The sequence below is a fragment of the Streptomyces sp. NPDC017095 genome, from assembly GCF_044332325.1.
Classification (GTDB): domain Bacteria; phylum Actinomycetota; class Actinomycetes; order Streptomycetales; family Streptomycetaceae; genus Streptomyces.
In genome coordinates, this window is the sequence record NZ_JBIROU010000021.1 from 103,995 (window position 1) to 119,611 (window position 15,617).

18 protein-coding genes and 1 tRNA gene are annotated in these 15,617 nt (G+C 72.6%); 17 read left to right on the forward strand and 2 right to left on the reverse strand.

The window, feature by feature from the left end:
* Positions 1–17: 17 nt before the first annotated feature.
* The 11 genes from ACH4OA_RS31305 to ACH4OA_RS31355 all read left to right on the forward strand — a co-directional run bounded on the left by ACH4OA_RS31305 (position 18) and on the right by ACH4OA_RS31355 (position 8,357).
* The gene (locus tag ACH4OA_RS31305) at positions 18–452 is read left to right on the forward strand and encodes a roadblock/LC7 domain-containing protein (protein WP_397935532.1); all 435 of its coding nucleotides are present in this window, start codon (positions 18–20) and stop codon (positions 450–452) included.
* A 2-nt stretch (positions 453–454) separates the two neighbouring features.
* A complete protein-coding gene (locus ACH4OA_RS31310; RefSeq protein WP_397935530.1) occupies positions 455–826 on the forward strand; it encodes a DUF742 domain-containing protein in 372 nt (123 codons plus the stop codon).
* Positions 804–1,403 (forward strand): GTP-binding protein, encoded by a 600-nt coding sequence (locus ACH4OA_RS31315; RefSeq protein WP_397935529.1) that lies wholly within the window; start codon positions 804–806, stop codon positions 1,401–1,403. The genes ACH4OA_RS31310 and ACH4OA_RS31315 overlap by 23 nt, the downstream gene beginning before the upstream one ends.
* Positions 1,404–1,464: 61 nt before the next feature.
* On the forward strand, positions 1,465–2,043 hold the full coding sequence (locus tag ACH4OA_RS31320; RefSeq protein WP_397972682.1) for a GAF domain-containing protein: 579 nt from the start codon (positions 1,465–1,467) through the stop codon (positions 2,041–2,043).
* Between the two features lie 179 nt (positions 2,044–2,222).
* The gene (gene tdh / locus ACH4OA_RS31325; RefSeq protein ID WP_397935526.1) at positions 2,223–3,251 is read left to right on the forward strand and encodes an L-threonine 3-dehydrogenase; all 1,029 of its coding nucleotides are present in this window, start codon (positions 2,223–2,225) and stop codon (positions 3,249–3,251) included.
* A 39-nt stretch (positions 3,252–3,290) separates the two neighbouring features.
* The gene (locus ACH4OA_RS31330) at positions 3,291–4,484 is read left to right on the forward strand and encodes a glycine C-acetyltransferase (protein WP_365882377.1); all 1,194 of its coding nucleotides are present in this window, start codon (positions 3,291–3,293) and stop codon (positions 4,482–4,484) included.
* Between the two features lie 31 nt (positions 4,485–4,515).
* Positions 4,516–5,418, forward strand: a complete 903-nt coding sequence (locus ACH4OA_RS31335; RefSeq protein ID WP_397972685.1) for a LysR family transcriptional regulator — start codon at positions 4,516–4,518, stop codon at positions 5,416–5,418.
* Positions 5,419–5,473: 55 nt separating this feature from the next.
* Positions 5,474–6,040, forward strand: a complete 567-nt coding sequence (locus ACH4OA_RS31340) for a helix-turn-helix domain-containing protein (RefSeq protein ID WP_397972688.1) — start codon at positions 5,474–5,476, stop codon at positions 6,038–6,040.
* 2 nt (positions 6,041–6,042) lie between these two features.
* Positions 6,043–6,558, forward strand: coding sequence for a GNAT family N-acetyltransferase (locus ACH4OA_RS31345; protein WP_397972704.1), 516 nt, complete (start codon positions 6,043–6,045; stop codon positions 6,556–6,558).
* Between the two features lie 30 nt (positions 6,559–6,588).
* A complete protein-coding gene (locus ACH4OA_RS31350) occupies positions 6,589–6,948 on the forward strand; it encodes an MmcQ/YjbR family DNA-binding protein (protein WP_365941969.1) in 360 nt (119 codons plus the stop codon).
* Between the two features lie 101 nt (positions 6,949–7,049).
* The gene (locus ACH4OA_RS31355; RefSeq protein ID WP_397972690.1) at positions 7,050–8,357 is read left to right on the forward strand and encodes an MFS transporter; all 1,308 of its coding nucleotides are present in this window, start codon (positions 7,050–7,052) and stop codon (positions 8,355–8,357) included.
* Between the two features lie 79 nt (positions 8,358–8,436).
* Here ACH4OA_RS31355 and ACH4OA_RS31360 read toward each other — a convergent pair whose 3' ends face one another.
* A complete protein-coding gene (locus ACH4OA_RS31360; RefSeq protein ID WP_397948147.1) occupies positions 8,437–9,360 on the reverse strand; it encodes a transketolase family protein in 924 nt (307 codons plus the stop codon).
* A gap of 35 nt (positions 9,361–9,395) precedes the next feature.
* On the reverse strand, positions 9,396–10,103 hold the full coding sequence (locus ACH4OA_RS31365; protein WP_397972692.1) for a transketolase: 708 nt from the start codon (positions 10,101–10,103) through the stop codon (positions 9,396–9,398).
* Between the two features lie 135 nt (positions 10,104–10,238).
* On the opposite strand from ACH4OA_RS31365, the gene ACH4OA_RS31370 reads away from it, so the two are divergent.
* The 6 genes from ACH4OA_RS31370 to ACH4OA_RS31395 all read left to right on the forward strand — a co-directional run bounded on the left by ACH4OA_RS31370 (position 10,239) and on the right by ACH4OA_RS31395 (position 15,510).
* Positions 10,239–10,312, forward strand: a tRNA-Pro gene (locus ACH4OA_RS31370).
* A 706-nt stretch (positions 10,313–11,018) separates the two neighbouring features.
* Positions 11,019–12,749: an ATP-binding protein gene (locus ACH4OA_RS31375; protein WP_397935518.1), complete on the forward strand. Its 1,731-nt coding sequence runs from the start codon at positions 11,019–11,021 to the stop codon at positions 12,747–12,749.
* A gap of 128 nt (positions 12,750–12,877) precedes the next feature.
* Positions 12,878–13,297 (forward strand): roadblock/LC7 domain-containing protein, encoded by a 420-nt coding sequence (locus tag ACH4OA_RS31380; protein ID WP_397935517.1) that lies wholly within the window; start codon positions 12,878–12,880, stop codon positions 13,295–13,297.
* Positions 13,294–13,650, forward strand: a complete 357-nt coding sequence (locus ACH4OA_RS31385) for a DUF742 domain-containing protein (protein WP_037630467.1) — start codon at positions 13,294–13,296, stop codon at positions 13,648–13,650. Before ACH4OA_RS31380 ends, ACH4OA_RS31385 begins: the two co-directional genes overlap by 4 nt.
* Complete coding sequence (locus ACH4OA_RS31390) at positions 13,631–14,248, forward strand: GTP-binding protein (protein WP_397935516.1); 618 nt, start codon at positions 13,631–13,633, stop codon at positions 14,246–14,248. Before ACH4OA_RS31385 ends, ACH4OA_RS31390 begins: the two co-directional genes overlap by 20 nt.
* The gene (locus ACH4OA_RS31395) at positions 14,245–15,510 is read left to right on the forward strand and encodes a cytochrome P450 (RefSeq protein WP_397972694.1); all 1,266 of its coding nucleotides are present in this window, start codon (positions 14,245–14,247) and stop codon (positions 15,508–15,510) included. The genes ACH4OA_RS31390 and ACH4OA_RS31395 overlap by 4 nt, the downstream gene beginning before the upstream one ends.
* The last annotated feature ends 107 nt before the right edge of the window (positions 15,511–15,617 follow it).

Sequence of the window (15,617 nt, forward strand, 5' to 3'; positions counted from 1 at the left end):
CAAGGAGTCGATCCACCATGGCGAGCGAAGCGCCGACCGTTCCCGCGTCCGACCTCGACTGGCTGCTGAGCGGCCTCGTGCAGCGCGTACCGCACACCTCCAGCGCGGTACTCCTCTCCTCCGACGGGCTGGTGAAGTCCGTGCACGGCCTGGACCTCGACAGCGCCGACCACATGGCGGCGCTGGCCTGCGGCCTGTACTCGCTCGGCCGCAGCGCGGGCGTCCGGTTCGGCGACGGCGGGGAGGTCCGCCAGGTCGTCGTCGAACTCGACGCGACCCTGCTCTTCGTCACCACCGCGGGTTCCGGCACCTGCCTGGCCGTGCTGGCCGGCCGCGACGCCGACGCCGCGGTGCTCGGCTACGAGATGGCGATGCTGGTCAAGAGCGTGCGCCCGTACCTGGTGACCGCGCCCCGGCAGCTGAGCGCGGACCCCGCGGCGACGAGGCCTTGAGCGTGGCCGCAGCCGGCGACGGGCCCTGGCTGGACGGCGCGGCCGGGCGGCTGGTACGTCCGTTCGCGGTCAGCGACGGCCGGACCAGACCCAGCATCGCCCTCGACCTGATGTCGCAGGTGCTGGCCACCGGCGTCACCCCGCTCGGCTACCCCGGCCCCGAGCACGCACAGGCACTCGGCCTGTGCCGCGCGCCCGTCCCGGTCGCCGAGGTGGCCGCCCAGCTCCAGCTGCCCGCGGTGGTCACCAAGGTGCTGCTCGCGGACCTGGTCGACTGCGGTGCGCTGACTACCAAGCCGCCCGCCTACCACCACACACCCACTGACCGGTCTCTGCTGGAGGCAGTGCTCGATGGACTACGACGACAGCTCTGACCCGTTCCCGACCGCGCTCAAGATTCTGGTCGCGGGCGGGTTCGGGGTCGGCAAGACGACCTTCGTCGGCGCGGTCAGCGAGATCGCGCCGCTCAGCACGGAGGAGCTGCTCACCTCGGTCAGCATCGGCACGGACAGCCTCGACGGCGTCGAGAACAAGATGGAGACCACGGTCGCCATGGACTTCGGCCGGATCACCCTCGACGCCGACCACGTGCTGTACCTGTTCGGCACGCCCGGACAGGAGCGGTTCTGGTTCATGTGGGACGAGCTGTCCGAAGGCGCGCTCGGCGCGGTCGTCCTCGCCGACACCCGGCGGCTCCAGGAGTGCTTCGCGGCCGTCGACTTCTTCGAGGAGCGCGGGCTCGCCTTCGTCATCGCCGTCAACGAGTTCGACGGCTCCCACCGCTACGACCCCGACGAGGTGCGGGCCGCCATCGGCCTCGACCCGGAGGTCCCGGTGGTGCGCTGCGACGCCCGGATCTCCAGCTCCGGTGTGCAGACCCTGCTTACCCTCGTACGCCACCTTCTGGCCCGCACCCCGGCGGCCGTGCCCAGCCAGCGCGCCCGCATGTGATCCCGCCCCACCGTTCACGGAGCCCTTGTATGAAGCACACCCACAGTGCCGGAGTCCGGCCATGAGCTACGAGCCGCCCCGGCCGGTCCGCGGTCTGCTGCTCACGCCCGAGGACAAGGAGGCACCCGCCCGCGTCCACCGGCTGCGCCGGCTCGGCCTGGTGGCGGACCGGCCCGACCCCGCGCTCGACGCCTTCGCCGGCCGTCTCGCCCAGCTCACCGGCGCCCGCTACGCCATGGTCAACTTCATCGGCGAGGACCACCAGTTCTTCGCGGGCCTGAGCGCGCCCGTCCTCGCGCCCGTCGTCCGCGAGGACGGCAGCCGGGCCGCGATCGGCCGGGTGCTGCCGCGCGACCATGGGTTCTGCCCCCATGTGGTGGTGCGCCACAAGGCACTGGTCCTGGAGGACGTCCGCGACTATCCACGGTTCGCGGGCAACCCGGTCGTCGACGCCTTCGGTATCCGCTCCTATCTCGGGGCGCCGCTCATCGACGGCTCCGGTATGGCGCTCGGCACCGTGTGTGCCGCCGACACAGCGCCCCGTGCCTGGGGCCGGACCGGCCTGGAGACCATCAAGGCGTTCGCCGCCGACCTCGTCGTACGCCTCGAACGCGGCGCGGAGGACGGCCTGCCCCTGTGAGGCGGGCGGCACGCTGCCCGGAGGGGCCTGTAGGAAAGCTGAGGCGCCGGTTAAGAAAAGCTCGATGGACCCCGGCTCGCGCATACGGCAGATTGCAGGGTGATTCCACCCCTCTGACCCGGTGCGGGCGCCGTCGGCATGCCCGCGTGCCCGGGTCTCATCCCTCAGGAGCCGTAGCGTTGAAGGCGCTGGTCAAGGACAAGGCGGAGCCGGGACTCTGGCTGACGGACGTCCCGGAGCCGGTCATCGGCCCCGGTGACGTCCTCATCAAGGTCATGCGGACCGGGATCTGCGGTACCGACCTGCACATCCGGGCCTGGGACGGGTGGGCGCGGCAGGCCATCCGCACGCCGCTCGTGGTCGGCCACGAGTTCGTCGGACAGGTCGTGGAGACCGGCCGGGACGTGACCGAGGTCCGCGTCGGCGACCGGGTCAGCGGCGAGGGCCACCTGGTGTGCGGCAAGTGCCGCAACTGCCTGGCCGGCCGCCGCCACCTGTGCCGGGCCACCGTCGGCCTCGGCGTCGGCCGCGACGGCGCGTTCGCCGAGTACGTCGCGCTGCCCGCGGCCAACGTCTGGGTGCACCGGATCCCCGTCGACCTCGACGTGGCCGCGATCTTCGACCCGTTCGGCAACGCCGTGCACACCGCGCTGTCCTTCCCGCTGGTCGGCGAGGACGTGCTGATCACCGGCGCCGGACCGATCGGTCTGATGGCCGCCGCCGTGGCCCGGCACGCGGGCGCCCGCAACGTCGTCATCACCGACGTCAGCAAGGAGCGCCTGGAACTGGCCCGCAAGACCGGGGTGAGCCTCGCGCTGAACGTCGCCGAGTCCACCATCGCCGACGGCCAGCGCCGGCTGGGTCTGCGCGAGGGCTTCGACGTCGGTCTGGAGATGTCCGGCCGCCCCGAGGCGATGCGGGACATGATCGCCAACATGACGCACGGCGGCCGGATCGCCATGCTCGGGCTGCCCGCCGAGGAGTTCCCGGTCGACTGGGCCCGGATCGTCACCTCGATGATCACCATCAAGGGCATCTACGGCCGCGAGATGTTCGAGACCTGGTACGCGATGTCGGTGCTGCTGGAGGGCGGCCTCGACCTCGCCCCCGTGATCACCGGCCGGTACGGCTACCGCGACTTCGAGGCCGCCTTCGCCGACGCCGCGAGCGGCACGGGCGGCAAGGTCATCCTCGACTGGACCGTGTAACTCCCCCTCATCCGCCGGCATCTTCAGGAGAACCCCCCTATGTTCGACACCGTACGCGACGACCTGCGCACCACCCTCGACGAGATCCGCGCCGCCGGTCTGCACAAGCCCGAGCGGGTCATCGGCAGCCCGCAGTCCGCGACCGTGAACGTCACCGCCGGCGGCCGCCCCGGCGAGGTCCTCAACTTCTGTGCCAACAACTACCTCGGCCTCGCCGACCACCCCGAGGTGATCGCCGCCGCGCACCAGGCCCTGGACCGCTGGGGCTACGGCATGGCCTCCGTCCGCTTCATCTGCGGCACCCAGGAGGTGCACAAGGAGCTGGAGGCCCGGCTGTCGGCGTTCCTCGGCCAGGAGGACACGATCCTGTACTCCTCCTGCTTCGACGCCAACGGCGGTGTCTTCGAGACCCTGCTCGGCGAGGAGGACGCGGTGATCTCCGACGCCCTCAACCACGCCTCCATCATCGACGGCATCCGGCTGTCCAAGGCCCGCCGCTTCCGTTACGCCAACCGCGACCTGGCCGACCTGGAGACCAAGCTGAAGGAGGCGTCCGGGGCGCGCCGCCGGCTGATCGTCACCGACGGCGTCTTCTCCATGGACGGCTACGTCGCCCCGCTGCGCGAGATCTGCGACCTCGCCGACCGCTACGACGCGATGGTCATGGTCGACGACTCGCACGCCGTCGGCTTCGTCGGCCCGACCGGCCGCGGCACCCCCGAACTGCACGGCGTCATGGACCGCGTCGACATCGTCACCGGTACCCTCGGCAAGGCCCTCGGCGGCGCGTCCGGCGGCTATGTCGCCGCCCGCGCCGAGATCGTCGCCCTGCTGCGCCAGCGCTCCCGCCCGTACCTGTTCTCCAACACCCTCGCCCCGGTGATCGCCGCCGCCTCCCTGAAGGTCCTCGACCTGCTGGAGTCCGCCGACGACCTGCGGGTGCGACTGGCGGAGAACACCGCGCTGTTCCGCCGCCGGATGACCGACGAGGGCTTCGACGTGCTGCCCGGCGACCACGCCATCGCGCCCGTCATGATCGGCGACGCGGCGCAGGCGGCCCGGATGGCCGAGCTGCTGCTGGAGCGCGGGGTCTACGTGATCGGCTTCTCCTACCCGGTGGTCCCGCAGGGCCAGGCCCGCATCCGCGTCCAGCTGTCCGCCGCGCACTCCACGGCCGACGTGCACCGCGCGGTCGACGCCTTCATCGCCGCGCGCGCCGCACTGGCGGCCTGACCGTCCCCGGTGACCTGGGATAATCGAGATCATGATCGAGGCACGGCGGCTCCACATCCTCCGTGCGGTGGCCGACCACCGCACGGTCACCGCGGCGGCCGCCGCGCTCTATCTCACGCCGTCCGCCGTGTCCCAGCAGCTGACGGCGCTGGAACAGGAGACCGGCCACCGCCTGGTCGAGCGCGGCGCCAAGGGCGTACGGCTCACCCCGGCCGGTGAGATCCTGCTCAGCCACACCAACGCGGTCCTCGCGCAGCTGGAGCGCGCCGAGGCCGAGCTGGCCGCCTACGGCTCGGGCGAGGCGGGCACGGTCACCGTGGCCGCGTTCGCGACCGGGATCGCCCAGGTCGTGGCACCGGCGGTGGCCCGCCTCGCCGCCGTGGCGCCCGGCATACGGATCCGGGTGCAGGACGCCGAGGGCGACGCCAGTCTGCCCATGGTCCTGGACCGGCTGGTGGACGTGGCGGTCGCCGTCGAATACCGGGGCGCCCCGCCCGCCGACGACCCCCGGCTGACCCATGTCCCGCTCTACGCCGAGCCGTTCGACGCGGTCGTCCCGCTCGGCCACCGGCTGGCGGACGCGCCCGAGGTGCCCCTCGCCGAACTGGCCAAGGATCCCTGGATCGGCCCGTACCCCGGCAATCCCTGCCACGACGTGGTGGTCCTGGCCTGTGAGAGCGCCGGCTTCCAGCCCCGGCTGGAGCACTCCTCCGACGACTTCCGGGCCGTCGTCGCGCTCGCCGCGGCCGACGCGGGCGTGGCCCTGGTCCCGCGCTCCGCGCTGTGCGGGATGGATCTCGCCGGCGTGGTCGTACGGCCCGTCGACGGGGTCGCCCCGACCCGCCGCGTCTTCGCCGCCGTCCGCCGCGGCGCCGAGGGACACCCGCTGATCCGCCCGGTGCTGAAGACGCTCGGCGAGGCGGCGCGGGCGTGAGGGGCGTGAGGTTCCCGTAACACCGGCGTCTCATATCCGGGCTAGCGTCCCGGATATGAGAGACGAGGATGCCGTCGACGCCCTGCTCGGCGTCCGGCTGGCCGAACTGCGCGCCCAGCACGGCTGGTCCCTGGACGAGCTGGCGGAGCGCAGCGGGGTCAGCCGGTCCACGCTGTCCCGCGCCGAACGCGCGCAGACCAGCCCCACCGCCGCCGTCCTGAACCGGCTCTGCCACGTCTACGGCCGCACCATGTCCCAGCTCCTCAGCGAGGTCGAGGCGGCCCCGGTGCCCGTGGTGCGGGCCGCCGAGCAGCGGGTGTGGGAGGACCGCGCCGCCGGCTTCGTCCGCCGGTCCGTGTCCCCGCCGCACACCGGGCTGCGCGGCGAACTGGTCGAGGGCCGGCTCGCCCCGGGCGCGGACCTCGGCTACGACCGGCCGCCCGTGCCCGGCCTCGAACAGCACCTCTGGCTCCTGGACGGCGCCCTGGAGGTGACCGTCGGCGAACAGGTCCACCGGCTCGGCGCCGGGGACTGCCTGCGGATGCGCGTGACCGGCCCGGCCCGCTTCCGCTGCACCGGCCCGGACCCGGCGCGTTACGTCCTGGCGGTGGTACGGCCGTGAGGATCGAGCGCTGGCACGCCGACCGGGTCCGCGACCGGGCCGGCGACCTGGCGGACCTGCTGACCGACGCCGTCGATTCGGGCGCCTCCATCGGCTTCCTGGCACCGCTCGGCCACGCCGACGCGGCCGGCTGGTGGCGGGAGCGGGCCGAGGCCGTGCGGGCGGGCCGAAGCGCGGTCTGGGCGGCCGTGGACCACACGGAGCGGGTGACCGGCACGGTCGGCCTGGACTTCCCGGCCAAGCCCAACAGCGGGCACCGCGCCGAACTGGTCAAACTGATGGTGCACCGCGGCGCGCGGGGGCAGGGACTCGGCCGCCGCCTGCTGACCGCCGCCGAACGGGCCGCCGCCGCTGCCGGCCGTACCCTGCTGCACCTCGACACCGAGACCGGCAGCCCCGCCGAGCGGCTGTACCGCTCGGCCGGCTGGACCGTGGCCGGCACCATCCCCGACTACGCGGCGAGCCCGGCGGGTGCCCTGCGACCGACGACGCTGTACTACAAGCGGCTCGGAGGGTGACTGTCAGTGGCAGGGGCTACCTTGCGTGGCATGCCGGACGCAGAAGACGTACGCCGAATCGCCCTGTCCCTGCCGGACACCACGGAGAAGGTCGCCTGGAGCATGCCCACGTTCCGGGTGGCCGGGAAGATGTTCGCCACCCTCCCCGAGGACGAGACGTCCCTCGCCGTGCGCTGTCCCAAGGACGAGCGCGACGAACTGGTGCTGGCCGAACCGGAGAAGTTCTGGATCGCCGCCCACGAGGCCCAGTTCGCCTGGGTGAGAGCGAGACTGGCCGCCCTGGAGGACGAGGAGGAGCTGCGGGACATCCTGGCCGACTCCTGGCGCCAGGCCGCCCCCACCCGACTCCTGGACAGCCACCCGGAGTTGGGGCTGCCGTCCAGGGGGTGAAAATCCCGGTGCGCGCGGCCGGGGACTGGCAGGATCCCGCGCGACGGAGCGAGCCGACGGCCCGGCCGGGAGCCGGGGACGGGCGAGGGGGAGTACACGGGATGACCGGTACGGACGCGCGGCGCCAGAGCGCCGGCCGGCAGACGCGGCAGGCCGCGGCCGGTGCCCCGGCCGCCGTGTGGTCGCGGGACTTCGCGCTGTTCTTCGCCGCCCGGGCCGTCGCCCGCCTGGGCGACACCATGCTGCCCGTCGCCCTGGCCGCGGGCCTGCTGCGCCACGGGTACGGCGCGGGCGCGGTCGGTCTCGCCATGGCCTCCACGGCCGCCGCGTTCGCCGGTCTGGTCGTCTTCGGCGGGGTCGTCGCCGACCGGTTCGGCACCCGCGGGCTGATGATCGGCGCCGACCTCGTCCGGCTCGCCACCCAGTCCCTCGCCGCGGGCCTCTTCTTCACCGGGCACGTGGTGCTGTGGCAGATCTGCGCCGTCGGCGCCGTCAACGGCGTGGCCGGCGCGGTCTTCCAGCCGGGCGTCGCCAGCACGGTGCCCCGTCTCGCCCGGGACGTCCAGGGCGCGAACGGCGCCATCCGGATCGCCGAGTCCGCCGCCCAGCTCGCCGGCCCGGCCGCCGCCGGCGTCCTGGTCGGCCTCGCCTCGCCCGGCGGGGTCTTCGCCGCGCACGCGGCCACCTACGCGCTCAGCGCCCTGTGCCTGCTGCTCCTGCGCCTGCCCCCGCTGCCCGCGGGCACCCGGACCGCCACCGGTTCCGCCCTGCGCGCCTTCCGGGCCGATCTCGTCGACGGCTGGCGGGAGTTCCGCTCCCGCGCCTGGCTGTGGGGCGTGATCGCCGTGTGGTGCCTGTACATGATCGCCGTCTGGGGCCCGACCGTCCCGCTGGTGGCGGCCGAGGTCGTCCGGCACCACGGCCCGGGCGCCTACGGCCTGCTCAACTCGGCCCTCGGCGCGGGCACGGTGATCGGCGGCCTGCTCGCCCTGCGGCTGCGCCCCCGCCGTATGCTCCGCGCGGGCGCGCTCGCCCTGTTCGCCTTCTTCGGCTTCCCGGCGGCCGTCGGGGCGGGCCTCGGCGTGCCGGCCATGGCGGCCGGGGCCGCGCTCGCCGGGGCGGGCATGTCGTTCTGGGGCGTGATGTGGGCGACCACCGTGCAGACGCAGGTGCCGGCCGACGTCCTCAACCGCATCCACGCCTACGACGTGGCCGGCTCGCTCGCCATGATGCCGGTCGGCCAGGCCCTCGCCGGCCCGGCGGCCGGAGCACTGGGCGCCGGTCACGTCCTGCTGACCGCCGCCGCCGTGAGCCTGGCCGTGGCGACACTGCTGCTGGCGGTACCGGCGATACGCGACCTGGTCCGCGCCGATGCGCCGACGCTTGCTGCTGACACCGGGGCTCGCTGATACCGGGCGCCCGCTGACACCGGGCCCCACTCACCCAGAGCCCTCTCACCCGGCGTCCGCTCGCCAGGGGAGCGGGAGTTCACCGGGCCGCCGCCGGCATTCGGCCGGTGCCCGCGAAGTGGCCGATCCGCTCCCGCAGGCCCGCCGCGTCCAGGCCGTGCGCGGCCACGTGCTCCTCCACCGTGCCGTAGCGGCGCAGCTCGCGGCGGCCGACGCCGAGCCCGAGTACCCGGTGCGGCACGTCCGACAGCGCCTCGCTCACCGCGGCCGTGGACGTGCCCGCGAGGTACGGCTCGACCAGCACGACGTCCGTGCCGGCGGCCTCCGTCGCCCGGCGCAGCCCGGCCGCGTCGAACGGCCGTACGGTCGTGGCGTAGAGCACGGTCAGGTCCAGGCCCTCCGTGGCGGCGAGGACCGCGTCCAGCACCGGTCCGACGGCGATCACGACACCCGAGCGGCCCTCGCGGACGGTGAGGAAGTGCCGCCCGTCGACCGCTCGCCCCTGCCCGTTGGCCTGCCCGGACAGCCGTACGTACACCTTGTCGTCGCCCGCAGCGACCGCGTGCCGCAGCAGTGTCTCGGCCTCGTCCGGGTGGCCGGGCACCTGTACGGTCCAGCCGTCCAGCGTGTCCAGGAGGGCCACGTCGCCCGGCGCCATGTGCGTGAAGCCGCCGGCCGGCCAGTCGAAGGAGGCGGCGGCGCTCACCAGTACCGCGCCGGTGTCCTGGTGCCCGAGGTCCAGCTTGACCTGCTCGAAGGGCCGCTCCACGAGGAAGCTGGCGAAGGTGTGCACGACGGGCCGCAGCCCGGTGAGCGCCAGCCCCGCCGCCGCCCCGATCAGCAGCTGTTCGCGGATGCCGACGTTGATCACCCGGTCGGGATGCCGGCGCGCGGCGTCCCGGAAGCCGTCGAGGCCGATCTCGGCGAGGACGACCGCGACCCGCGGGTCCTCGTCCAGCAGCCGGGAGACGACGGGTGCGAAGCGGTCACGCATGGTGTCCATGGAGGTGGTGCCCTTTCCGGGAGAGGCGGGGGAGGTCAGGCGTTCTTCGGCTCGACCCGGGCGACGACCACTTGGGGCCGGCCCGGGTGCGGCGCGGTGAAGGCGGCGTACAGGGCGTCGTGGTCGCGCCCGTCCACGGTGACCGCGGACCAGCCGGCGGCCTCGAACCGGGCGGCGATCCCGCCGGGCAGCGCATGGCTGGCGGAGGAGTTGTCGATCACGACGGTGTGCAGCCGGTCCAGGCCGGCGGGCCCGGCGTAGGCGATCGCCTCGTGGTTGCTGCCCTCGTCCAGTTCGGCGTCCCCGACCAGCACCCAGACCGCCGGACCGGGCCGGCCCTGCGCCCGCAGGCCCAGCGCGGTGCCGACGGCGATCGGCAGGCCGTGCCCGAGTGATCCGCTGCCGATCTCGGCTCCCGGTACCAGCACCCGGTCGGGGTGGTGCCCGAGCGGGGAGTCGTACGTCCCGAATCCCGGCAGCCACTCCACGGGCACGAAGCCCTTCGCGGCGAGCACGGCGTAGTACGCCATGGGTCCGTGTCCCTTGCTGAGCAGGAACCGGTCCCGGTCCGGATCGTCCCGCCGCTCGGGAGCGACCCGGAGCACCCGGTCGTAGAGCACCCACAGCACGTCGAGCGTGGAGGTGGCGGCCGGGCCGTGCTTCTCGTCGCCGGTCATCAGCTGCATCAGCCGGGGCAGGTCGTCGTAGCCGTACGCTCGGCGCTGTTCCGTTGCGATCGTCATACCGATCAGCGTGCAACCTCAACCAAACTTGAGGTCAACACCGGAAACGCCGGAAACGAGCGCGCGACCACCGATCCGGGTGCGGTATGGTTTTCCCTGCGCGTTCGACCGGCGAAAGCCCAGGTCACAGCGTATCGGGACGTGGCGCAGCTTGGTAGCGCACTTGACTGGGGGTCAAGGGGTCGCAGGTTCAAATCCTGTCGTCCCGACTCGTGAGAGTCGCGGGTCAGGGCCGGTTTCGGAGCAATCCGACACCGGCCCTCGACCGTTTCTGGGGACCAGTTGGGGACCAGTCGGGGACCGGCGCTCCCTTGGCCGGTGTCAGCGGGCCATGACGATCGGGCCCGGGAGCGAGCGGGGGGCGCGCGGACCGCGCCGAGGTGGGCGGAGCGTGCTGCGCCGGCGGCCTTGGTGAGTCCCTCGAAGGCCGTTCCGCTGGACTGCGAGAGCGCTGCCCGGCGTGGCGGCAGGTTCTGTCCACCGGCCACCCGGGCCCGAGGACCGTGGTGAGGGGGCGCTTCGCCGGGACTGAGGTGATCTTTCCTGGCCGAACACTCGCCGGTCGGCCCGTGATTGGCGTGATCTGTATGCTCCTGATCCTCACGACGCGGCGCACGGCGTGACGAACCGCAGAACATGTACGTGAATGCCCGCTTTCGCCTCCCATGCAGGACGGCCTCGCGAGCGTGATCCCCGGTACCATACAAGTGTGTTGTTGTGATTGTTTTCCGACGAAGCGAATTCTTGGAGGGGCGAACGCATCGCCCGGTCATCCGCGCTCCGCTCGGTGACTAGCATGAACGGCGATCCACAGCCGGAAGGGTCGCCGTCCTTCGGTCGGCCCCCCCTTCTGTGGCATCGGTGATGCTCAATCGTCCACACAGCCCCCGTATGCACGGACCGAGGGACCGCGGAATGTCTATGTCAGCTCGCTCCCGCCAGCGCCGAAGCGCGGAAGGGGCGGCGCCCGCCTCGCCGTTCGCGCCGCCCGCGATCCTGGCCGTCACCGCCGCGGGCGCCGCTACCGCGGCCGTCCTCGCTCCCGAGGACGGCCGGCGCTGGGTGTGGAGTGTGGTGGCCGTCGCCTGGATCTGCATCGCGGTGGTGGTCGGCCGGGCCTCCGTCCTGGTAGGCCGGGCTCACCGCCGCGCCGCCGCGCAGGGCAGCGAACTGGAACTGGCCAGAAGCGCGTGGCGGCACCAGGCTGCCGAAACGTCCCGGCTCGTCGACGTGATTCTGCCGGACGTCACCGAGCAGGTACGCAAGGGCATGGGCGTCGAACAGGCGCTGTCGACGATCACCCTCCCGTCCGACCCGCACCTGCAACGGTTGCTGCGCGTCTACGCCACCGAGCTGTCCGCATCGATCGGACGCGCCCTCGACGCGGAGTCCGGACTCGAAGGTGTGCGCGCCGGGCTGGAACGGGACACGGCCGAGCTGAGGCGCGTGACCGAGGAAACGCTCCCCGCCGCCATCGCCCTGCTGCGGGAGGGCAGCTCCGCCGACACGGTGCTCGCCAGGTTCGACTGGCCGCAGAACGTTCTGCTGCGGTCGTCGGCCGAACGCCTCGTACGCGAACTGGCGTACAGCGAGCGGCGTTCCGCCGCCGCGCAGGCCGCGTCCGCCAAGGCCCTCAGCCGGGTCCAGGCCAAGACGGTCAGCATGCTCGCCGATCTGCGCGAGATGCAGGAACGGCATGGCGAGGAGGTCTTCGGCGACCTGCTGCGTCTGGACCACAGCACCTCGCAGCTGGGACTGCTGACCGACCGGCTCGCCCTGTTGATGGGCGGCCGCTCCAGCCGCGTGTGGAACAAGCCCATCGTCATGGAGAGCATCCTGCGGGGTGCCGTCGGCAGGATCGCCGCCTATCGGCGTGTGCGCCTCCACTCCTCCAGCAGGGCCGCGATCAGCGGCTTCGCGGCAGAGGGCGTCATGCACCTGCTGGCCGAACTCTTGGACAACGCCGCCAACTTCTCCCCTCCTGTCGACGAGGTCCACGTCTACGTGGAGGAACGCAGCGCGGGCCTCGTGGTCACCATCGAGGACAGCGGCCTGAAGATGTCCGACGCGGCCATGCGGCGGGCGGTGGAGTCCGTGTCGGGCCGCGTCACCGACCTGGCCTCGCTGCAAGGCACCCGGCTGGGTCTGAGCGTGGTGGGGCGACTCGCCGTCAAGTACGACATCAGCGTCAGTTACCGCCCCTCCTCGCGCGGCGGCACGGGCGTCGTCGTCCTGATTCCGCCGCAACTGGTCGCCCAGCGGCACGAGCCAGTCCCGACCGAGCGGCCGAGGCAGGCCGTACCAGCACCGCACTCGCCCGCGCACCCCGCCGACGAGCCGCGGCCGGTACGCCCGGCACCGGCCGGACCGCCCGCGTCGCTGTCCCCGTCCCCGTCCCCGACGAACGTGTCCGCCGGGCGTGGTGGGGCCACCGCCAACGGACTGCCCGTCCGGGCCCCGGGCCGCGCCATGGCCGAGGCGGAGCGCACCCGGCGCAAGCCGGCCACTCAGACGCCCACCGACCCGCGTGAGTCCGGTCCCGCCCTCGACGCGGGGAGCCGGTTCGGGGCCTTCCACCGCGGTCGGCGGCGCGCCGGCGGCGCCTCGGCCGAGGGGGACGCGCACGGCGCCGCCCCCGACGCCTGAGGGCCGGGCCCCTTTCGTCAGCAGGCCGCAGCAGCCCATCACCCCGACACCGATTCGCCGCACTTCGCTGGATTGGAGGCACGGGAGCGGCTGGTGACCTCACCGGTCAACAGCCGAGCCCACCCATCATGGAGACCACCGACAACAGCCTCACCTGGCTCCTGAAGAACCTGCTGGAGCGCACGCCCGGCACGCGCCACGCTCTCGTGCTGTCGCGCGACGGTCTGAAACTGTGCTGGACGGAACACATGACCGTCGACCAGGCCGACCAGCTGGCGGCCATCTGTTCCGGCATGCAGGCGCTGTCCCAGGGCGCCTCCGTGGAGTTCGGCGACGGATCGGGCGGCGTCCGGCACTCGATGACCGCGTTCCACGGTGGCCTTCTGTTCATCGTGGAGGCGGGCGAGGGCGCGCACCTGGCGGTCGTCGCGCAGGAGAGCGCCGATCCCGGTGTCGTCGGCCACCAGATGACCGAACTGGTCGAACAGATCGGGGACCATCTGCGGGCCGAGCCCCGCAAGCCCGCTGACCGGGGCGCCCCGGCGTGATGCGTAAACCCGTGGACCTCGGCGACCCGGACCGGCTGTACATGGTCACGGGTGGCCGGAGCGAAGCCGATGCGTCCCTCGACCTGGTAACACTGATCGTCAGCGAGTGCGAGCCCTCCACCGGCATGCAGTCGGAGCACGTCCGCATCCTCGAGCTGTGCCGGCATCCCACCGCGGTGGTGGAGATCGCGGCCGAGCTGAAACTCCCCATCACCGTGGTGCGCATCCTGCTCGGCGACCTGTGCGCCCTGGGCAAGGTCAGCGCCCGCCACCCCCGCGCGGCCGCGTCCGTCGCGGGCCTTCCAGAAACCGCCCTGCTCCAGGAGGTGCTCCATGGGCTCCACAACCTCTGAGCTGCCCTCCCAGCGCACACCGCTGACCGCCGCGGCAGAGACCGGTCTGAAGATCGTCGTCGTGGGCGGCTTCGGGGTCGGCAAGACCACCCTCGTGCGCTCGGTCAGCGAGATCCGGCCCCTGAACACCGAAGAGGTCATGACCCAGGCGGGACAAGGCATCGACGAGACGGCCGGGGTGGAACGCAAGACCACCACGACCGTCGCCTTCGACTTCGGCCGCATCAGCCTCAACGACCGCATGGTGCTCTACCTGTTCGGTGCGCCCGGCCAGGAGCGCTTCTGGTTCCTCTGGGACCGCCTGTTCGCCGGCACCCTCGGTGCGGTCGTCCTGGTCGACACCCGTCGCATGGAGGACTGCTGGTACGCCATAGACCGGCTCGAGCACCACGGCACACCCTTCGTGGTGGCGGTCAACCGCTTCGACGGCGAGGAGAAGCGGTTCCCCCTCACCGAGATCCGTCAGGCACTCGCCCTGGGCGAGCACGTGCCCATGATCGAGTGCGACGCCCGCGTCAGGGCGTCGGGCAAGGAGGTCCTCATCGCTCTGGTGGACCACCTGTACACACGTGCACTGGCCAAGGAGAGCACACCGTGAGCGACACCACCGGCTTCCTGTCCACGGACGCCCCTCCCCCGGGCTGCCCCGCGCACGGCTCCGCCGTGCACCTGGCCGGGCTGGAGTACCAGCAGACGCCTTCGGAGCTCTACCGCGCCCTGCGCAGGGAGCACGGAGCGGTCGCGCCGGTGCTGCTCGACGGCGGCATCCCGGCCTGGCTGGTCCTCGGTTACCCCGAGGTCTGCTATGTGACGGCCCATGACGAGCTGTTCGCGCGGGACTCCCGCCGCTGGAACCAGTGGGAGCACATCCCGCCCGACTGGCCGTTGCTGCCGTACGTCGGCTACCAGCCGTCGGTGCTCTTCACCGAGGGCGCCGAGCACCAGCGCCGGGCGGGCGTGATCACCCAGGCGCTGGAGGGGGTGGACCAGTTCGAGCTGGCCCGCGAGTGTCAGCTGATCGCGGCGCGGCTGATCTCCTCCTTCTCCGGCAGTGGGCAGGCGGAACTGATGAGCATGTACGCGCACGCGCTGCCCGCCCGCGGCGTGCTGTGGATGTGCGGGATGCCGGCGGGGGACACGGACACCGAACGCCTCGTCGACGACCTGCGCATCTCCCTGGACGCCGGCGAGGGCGACGACCCGGTGGCCGCGTACACGCGCGTCGGTGAGCGCATCATGCGGCTGGTGAAGGAGAAGCGGGAGCGTCCCGGCTCCGACGTCACCTCGCGCATGCTGCTCCACCCCGCCGGGCTCAGCGACGAGGAGATCGTGCAGGATCTGATCTCCGTCATCGCCGCCGCGCAGCAGCCGACCGCGAACTGGATCTGCAACACGCTGCGTCTGCTGCTGACCGACGAGCGTTTCGCGGTCAACGTCGCCGGCGGGCGGGTCAGCGTCGGAGAGGCGTTGAACGAGGTCCTGTGGCTGGACACACCCACGCAGAACTTCATCGGCCGCTGGGCCGTGCGCGACACGCAGCTGGGTGGGCGTCACATCCGGGAAGGGGACTGCCTCGTGCTGGGCCTGGCGGCGGCCAACACCGACCCGCAGATCTGGCCCGAGCCACACGCCGGTTCCGGCAACTCCGCGCACCTCTCCTTCAGCAACGGAGAGCACCGCTGTCCGTACCCGGCGCCGCTCCTGGCGGACGTCATGGCCCGCACGGCGGTGGAGACCCTGCTCGAACACCTCCCTGACCTCGTGCTGGCGGTGGAGCCCGGGGAACTGACCTGGCGCCCCTCGATCTGGATGCGTGGCCTGACGTCGCTGCCGGTGGAGTTCGCCCCGTTCGTGAACTAGGCACCGCGAACCAGCCCCGTTATCTTCTTCGCGGTCCTGCAAGAGGGCCGCTGGCCTCCGGGCCCGGCATGACTGTTGCCCCCTGTCGATCGGATGACCTGGGGGGT

What these genes read in the sequence shown, in the direction of transcription:
- ACH4OA_RS31305 (WP_397935532.1), top strand. Translation starts at nt 18, where the DNA reads ATGGCGAGCGAAGCGCCGACCGTTCCCGCGTCCGACCTCGACTGGCTG.
- ACH4OA_RS31315 (WP_397935529.1), top strand. Translation starts at nt 804, where the DNA reads ATGGACTACGACGACAGCTCTGACCCGTTCCCGACCGCGCTCAAGATT.
- ACH4OA_RS31320 (WP_397972682.1), top strand. Translation starts at nt 1,465, where the DNA reads ATGAGCTACGAGCCGCCCCGGCCGGTCCGCGGTCTGCTGCTCACGCCC.
- ACH4OA_RS31330 (WP_365882377.1), top strand. Translation starts at nt 3,291, where the DNA reads ATGTTCGACACCGTACGCGACGACCTGCGCACCACCCTCGACGAGATC.
- ACH4OA_RS31335 (WP_397972685.1), top strand. Translation starts at nt 4,516, where the DNA reads ATGATCGAGGCACGGCGGCTCCACATCCTCCGTGCGGTGGCCGACCAC.
- ACH4OA_RS31340 (WP_397972688.1), top strand. Translation starts at nt 5,474, where the DNA reads ATGAGAGACGAGGATGCCGTCGACGCCCTGCTCGGCGTCCGGCTGGCC.
- ACH4OA_RS31350 (WP_365941969.1), top strand. Translation starts at nt 6,589, where the DNA reads ATGCCGGACGCAGAAGACGTACGCCGAATCGCCCTGTCCCTGCCGGAC.
- ACH4OA_RS31355 (WP_397972690.1), top strand. Translation starts at nt 7,050, where the DNA reads ATGACCGGTACGGACGCGCGGCGCCAGAGCGCCGGCCGGCAGACGCGG.
- ACH4OA_RS31360 (WP_397948147.1), bottom strand. Translation starts at nt 9,360, where the DNA reads ATGGACACCATGCGTGACCGCTTCGCACCCGTCGTCTCCCGGCTGCTG.
- ACH4OA_RS31365 (WP_397972692.1), bottom strand. Translation starts at nt 10,103, where the DNA reads ATGACGATCGCAACGGAACAGCGCCGAGCGTACGGCTACGACGACCTG.
- ACH4OA_RS31375 (WP_397935518.1), top strand. Translation starts at nt 11,019, where the DNA reads ATGTCTATGTCAGCTCGCTCCCGCCAGCGCCGAAGCGCGGAAGGGGCG.
- ACH4OA_RS31380 (WP_397935517.1), top strand. Translation starts at nt 12,878, where the DNA reads ATGGAGACCACCGACAACAGCCTCACCTGGCTCCTGAAGAACCTGCTG.
- ACH4OA_RS31390 (WP_397935516.1), top strand. Translation starts at nt 13,631, where the DNA reads ATGGGCTCCACAACCTCTGAGCTGCCCTCCCAGCGCACACCGCTGACC.